The organism is Secundilactobacillus malefermentans DSM 5705 = KCTC 3548, assembly GCF_001436395.1.
GTDB lineage: Bacteria > Bacillota > Bacilli > Lactobacillales > Lactobacillaceae > Secundilactobacillus > Secundilactobacillus malefermentans.
This window is the reverse complement of record NZ_AZGJ01000071.1, coordinates 1-5,888: the sequence shown is the minus strand read 5'-3', so window position 1 is coordinate 5,888 and position 5,888 is coordinate 1. Positions and strand designations below refer to the sequence as shown.

The window sequence follows — 5,888 nt, the reverse complement described above, 5'->3', positions numbered from 1 at the left end:
CAGGAAAAAGTATAGAACCCAAAAAAACTGCCAGTGATGGCAGTTTTTTTGATTTATAATAATTTACATATCCATATTCATTTTTTCGTAGGAAGTCATTCCCGCCAAATGAAGATCTTCAACCTTTATTCCCCGCTCTTCGGCAAAGGCCTTCATCAACGTGTGATGATCCATCAGTTTATAAGTTTGTGGGTGCTCTGGATCAATCACTTCTAGTTGTGCCATCATGCCACCATCTTCATGCTCGATGATGTGACAGTGATACATGAAGACCCCAGCATAGTCAAACCAAACCTTCAATCGCACAGTCTCTCCTGGATTAACCCCAACCGTATCCTTATACCCGTGTTCATTCGGATAAGGTTCATGACCATTTCGAGAAATAACTAGAAATTGAGTACCATGCATGTGATAAGGGTGAACCATGCCGCCTTCCATATCGTTTGTATTCGTAACATCCCAATACTCGACATTTCCAAGCTGTTGGGTTGAATCAATCCGCTGCATGCCAAATTTTTTATCGTCCATCATCACTTCTTCATCCATCCCCGACATAACAATGTGATGAATTGGCGCATCAGGCGTAGCTTCAGGATTATTAATATCAACCAAATGATCTGGCAATTCGACATTGTCTGGTTTAAATTCATGTACCTTAAACTTCATAATCGGAACATCATCTGAATAAAGTGTGACTTCTGACCCTGGTTTGTAGTCTTTAAAATCAACAATTACTTCAGCTCGTTCTGCACAAGTTAGCATTAAATGAGTGAACTTAACGGGCTCAGGTAGAATTCCGCCATCTGACGCAATCTGTGTAAATACCAAGTCATCACTAAAATGTAACCGCCATTCGCGTCGGTTAGCACCATCTAAAAATCTCAGTCTAACTCTTTGAGTTGTCACGTCAAAATATGAATTTACAGTACCGTTAATCATCGCAGTTGGCCCTTGAACACCATCTGGATCATAATCAGCATTGTAGTCCCACTGGTTGTCCTCGTGAAATTTTCGGTCTTGCAGAACCACTGGAATATCATCTACGCCATAATTACGTGGAAATGGTAATTTAGCCTCTTCTACGTCCTTCACGATGACCGGTGCTGCTAATCCGTGCCAAACCTGCTCTGCTGTCGATGGGCATGGATGCGCATGGAGCCACAAAGTAGCAGCAGGTTGGATAACCTTAAAATCAATATGCTTCGTTTCGCCAGGATAAACGGGCGCATGACAGCCACCATCTACATATGGACCAGGGACATTTAACCCATGCCAATGAAATGTTGTCAGTTCGGGTAGCGAGTTTTTTAAATCAATATGAATCATCTTTCCTTTTTCGAAAAGAATGGCTTTCCCTAAAAGGCTTGTATTATATCCCCAGGTCTTCGTTTTTGCACCTGGTAACAGCTGCGTTTCACCAGCCAACGCCTCTACCGTATAATAGGTATCCGTTGCCGTGTCCTTATCCGGTTTTAGAAGTTCCGGAACTACTAATTTATTCTCTGGTGTATCTGGTTCAACAAGTGGCACATAGCCACCGTCATGAGTATTGTAGGCAGGTTCATCAAAGAAATAGTCAGTATAAGTTTTTTTCGTCATCTTATCGTCATCCCTTCATCTTTAAGAAACTAACTCACCCTCATTCTTACACAATGAAAACGGTTAATAAAGAGAAAATTAGAATTATTCTAAAAAAATAAGAGGAAATCTCGCATTTGCGAAATTTCCTCTTTAAATTACTGCTTTAAATGATAACTATAAGTTGAAACAATGATATTTTCTCTTGAATTTAAAATTGCCCTAAGCCGCAACGACGTCTGGTTATGCAGAATATTTTGCCATGGTCGTCGGGGAACAAACTGGGGAACTAAGACGGTTGTCGTAAAGTTTCGCTCAGCCGCCCGTTTGGCAATGACATCACAGAATCTTAACGTTGGAGTCGTGATTGACCGGTAGGACGAGTGAATGTCTACAAATCGAATATCAGGATAAGCCTTCTTAAATTCGATTGCGGTCTTATGTTCCTTAGTTGGATTTTCATCAAACGAAACATGCATCGCAATGACATAGTCACCAATTGACTTAGCGTAATTAATTGCGCCAGCGGTCACGCGAGTCACATTGCTAATCAATACGATAACAGTTGCGCCATCATATTCATGGACTGCATCTTCCGTGTCTTTTGTAATTTTAAGTTGTTTCGCAACATTTTTATAATGAGCGTGGATTCGATAGAACAGATATAGCACTGCTGGCATCACGATAAGATATGGCCAAACATTGCTGAAATGAAGGAAGAACAGGAAAATAACTAACATGACGGAGATAAATGCCCCAACAAAGTTAATAAACGCTTTTAATGGCCAAGCGCCCTCCCGTTCTCTAAACCAGTGAATAATCATCCCTGATTGCGATAAAGTAAATGGTACGAATACGCCGACTGCATACAATGGGATCAATAGTTTGGTCTGTCCATGGAATATCAGGATCAAAATGATGGCGCCAAATGCTAACGAAATAATACCATTTGAATAACCCAACCGATCTCCCCGGTCTAAGTACGCATGCGGCAAGAACTTGTCCTTTGCCAAATTATAAGCAAGGATTGGGAACGCCGAGAATCCGGTGTTAGCAGCTACTGCCAAAATTAAGGCAGTTGATAATTGCAAAATATAGAACATGATGCCGTGACCAAAGACGCCCGCACCAATTTGTGAAAGTACGGTTTGCTCTCCGTTTGGCCGAATCCCCATGTAGTAACTCAAATAGGTGATGCCGGCGAAGAAGATACCCAAGATAACTGCCATTATTGAAAGTGTCGCTGCAGCGTTTCTTCTCTTTGGCTTATGGAAGTTAGGAACCGCATTACTAATGGCTTCAACACCTGTTAGTGATGAAGATCCAGATGAGAACGCCTTAAAGAACAGAACTGCTGTCATCCCCTGAATTGGGGCATTGACACTTGCTGCCGCGTGATAGACGATTTGACCGGTCATAATATTATAACCACCCCAAACAATCATTCCAATAATCACGACAATAAAGAGATAAACGGGAACGGTCAAGAATGCAGCTGAATCACGTAATCCTCGTAAATTAAGAGCCATGATGCCAATCACAATTAAAACGGCAATCAAAACTCGCTCACTACTTAAACTAGGAATTGCCGAGGTAATGGCCTCAGTTCCTGAAGTAACAGAAACGGCAACCGTCAACATGTAGTCAACTAACAGCGATCCACCAGCAACTAATCCTGCTGACGTTCCCCAATTTTTACTAGCAACAACATAGGCGCCCCCTCCATCTGGGTAAGCGTGAATAATCTGTCGATAAGACAATGTAATTGCGAATAATAGTACCAAGACCAAAGCAGCAACCCATAATTGATACATTAATGCCGCTGCTGAAAGTGTAATAAGTACCGTCGTAATTTGTTCAGTCCCATACGCCACAGATGATAACGCGTCTGAAGAAAGCAGTGCAAGCGCCTTAAACTTTGTGAGCGCTTGTCCTCCTTCATCTGCTGTTTTTAACGGCTTACCAATAAGTATCCGTTTAAGATATCGCCACATACTACTACTCCCTCGAAAACTGATTTTCAATAATATCAAACTTAATTTTCAGACTTTATCGTCCAACGAAACAAAAGTATTTTACTCCTTTTGTGCATGCAATACTATAAATAATTTACATAAATGAAATAGCAACACATAGCCATCATAAGTCAAATCAATTTGTTTTCCAACCCCAAAGAAAAAGAACTCAAAACGTTAAGTTTTGAGTTCTTTAAGTTGTTACTAGATTACATCATACCGCCCATACCTGGTTGAGCAGGAGCTGCAGGTGCTGCACTATCATCCTTTGGCTCATCAGCTACAACAGCCTCAGTAGTCAAGAGAAGTGCTGAAACTGAAGCAGCATTTTGAAGAGCTGAACGGGTTACCTTGGTTGGGTCAACAATTCCGGCCTTAACCATGTCAACATATTCACCAGTTGCGGCATTGTAGCCAGTACCTGGTTCCAATGACTTCAAATGTTCAACAATGATTGATCCTTCAATACCAGCATTTTCAGCAATTTGACGAACTGGTTCTTCTAGTGCACGTCTGACAATGTCGACACCAGTAGCTTCATCACCAGTAGCCTCAACGCTTGCTACATCATCAATAACGTTAATTAAAGCAGTTCCACCACCAGGAACAAAGCCTTCCTCTACAGCGGCTCTTGTGGCGTTTAGAGCATCTTCAATTCGATACTTGCGTTCTTTTAGTTCGGTTTCTGTTGCGGCACCAACACGAATAACTGCGACACCACCAGAAAGCTTTGCTAAACGTTCCTTTAATTTATCACGATCAAAGTCTGAAGTTGTTTGGTCGATTTGTTGTTTGATTTCAGTGACACGTTCGCTGATAGTAGCCTTATCGCCGGCACCTTCAACAACCGTAGTCGTATCTTTGGTAACGTTAACCTTGTTAGCTTGGCCTAATTGATCAAGTGTTGCGTCCTTCAAGTTCAAGCCAAGATCATCAGTAATCACAGTCCCACCGGTTAATACGGCGATATCTTGAAGTTGGGCCTTACGGCGATCGCCAAAGCCAGGAGCCTTAACAGCAACAACGTTAAAGGTTCCACGCATCTTGTTAAGAACAAGAGTTGGTAATGCCTCACCAGTAATGTCATCAGCAATGATTAAAAGTGAACGGCTTTGTTCAACAACTGATTGAAGAAGTGGCAAAATATCTTGAATATTACCAATCTTCTTGTCGGTAATCAGGATATATGGATTGTCGAGGTTTGCTTCCATCTTGTCGTTGTCAGTGACCATGTATTGTGACATGTAACCACGATCAAATTGCATTCCTTCAACAACGTCTAAACTCGTATCAACACCACGTGATTCCTCAATCGTGATGACACCATCATTGCCAACCTTGTCCATTGCATCAGCAATTAGCTTACCAACTTCTTCGTTTGAAGAAGAAATTGAAGCGATTTGAGCAATATCATCCTTAGTGGTTACCTTATGTGACATTTTGTGGAGTGCAGCAACAGCTTCAACGGTTGCTTTTTCAATCCCACGACGAATGCCAACAGGGTTTGCACCAGCAGTCACGTTTTTCATTCCTTCAGTAACGATAGCTTGCGTTAAAACAGTGGCCGTTGTTGTTCCGTCACCAGCAATATCGTTCGTCTTTGAAGCAACTTCAGCAACTAATTTAGCACCCAAGTTTTCGAAATGATCCTTTAACTCAACTGCCTTTGCAATCGTTACACCATCATTAGTAATGGTTGGGTTACCGTAAGATTGTTCGAGCACAACGTTACGTCCCTTAGGACCAATGGTTGTCTTTACTGTGTTTGCTAATTGATCAACACCACGTAACATAGCGCTACGAGCGTCTTCAGAGAATTTTATTTCTTTTGCCATTTATTTTCACCTCATCAATAATTTTTTATTATTCTACAATCGCAATGATATCTTTGCCATGAACAACTAAGTATGACTTGTCGCCATCTTTGACGTCAGTACCTGCATACTTGTCAAACAAAACAGTGTCTCCTATTTTTACATCGGGCGCAATTTCTTTGCCACTTTCCAGTAAAGTACCTTTGCCGACTGCAACTACTTTTGCAGTTTGTGGTTTTTCTTGCGCATTACTTGCAAGGACAATGCCACCAACAGTTTGTTCCTCTTCTTCTTGTGCCTCTAAAACGACACGATCACCTAATGGTTTTAACACGTGAATCCCTCCAATAAAGCTTTTTTATGTTTTTTTGTACTGTTAGCACTTGAATACTTCAAGTGCTAATCACAATTACAACTATATGATTTTTTATATCATAATGCAAGTCATTTACTCCGCAAAAAAAGTGGCTGGGACAAAACT

General features: G+C 41.3%; 4 protein-coding genes. All 4 read right to left on the bottom strand.

Features of this window, described 5'->3' with window-relative positions; translation table 11 throughout:
* Nucleotides 1-63: 63 nt before the first annotated feature.
* Nucleotides 64-1,599, bottom strand: coding sequence for a multicopper oxidase family protein (locus FD44_RS09370; protein ID WP_010620552.1), 1,536 nt, complete (start codon nt 1,597-1,599; stop codon nt 64-66).
* A 137-nt stretch (nt 1,600-1,736) separates the two neighbouring features.
* Complete coding sequence (locus tag FD44_RS09365) at nt 1,737-3,572, bottom strand: APC family permease (protein WP_010620551.1); 1,836 nt, start codon at nt 3,570-3,572, stop codon at nt 1,737-1,739.
* Nucleotides 3,573-3,802: 230 nt separating this feature from the next.
* Nucleotides 3,803-5,428 (bottom strand): chaperonin GroEL, encoded by a 1,626-nt coding sequence (gene groL / locus FD44_RS09360; protein ID WP_010620550.1) that lies wholly within the window; start codon nt 5,426-5,428, stop codon nt 3,803-3,805.
* Between the two features lie 28 nt (nt 5,429-5,456).
* Nucleotides 5,457-5,741: a co-chaperone GroES gene (gene groES / locus FD44_RS09355; protein ID WP_010620549.1), complete on the bottom strand. Its 285-nt coding sequence runs from the start codon at nt 5,739-5,741 to the stop codon at nt 5,457-5,459.
* Nucleotides 5,742-5,888: the final 147 nt, after the last annotated feature.

Bases quoted from the DNA above. Each gene is read 5' to 3' on its own strand.
- FD44_RS09365 (WP_010620551.1), bottom strand. From the start codon at position 3,572: ATGTGGCGATATCTTAAACGGATACTTATTGGTAAGCCGTTAAAAACA.
- groL (WP_010620550.1), bottom strand. From the start codon at position 5,428: ATGGCAAAAGAAATAAAATTCTCTGAAGACGCTCGTAGCGCTATGTTA.
- FD44_RS09370 (WP_010620552.1), bottom strand. From the start codon at position 1,599: ATGACGAAAAAAACTTATACTGACTATTTCTTTGATGAACCTGCCTAC.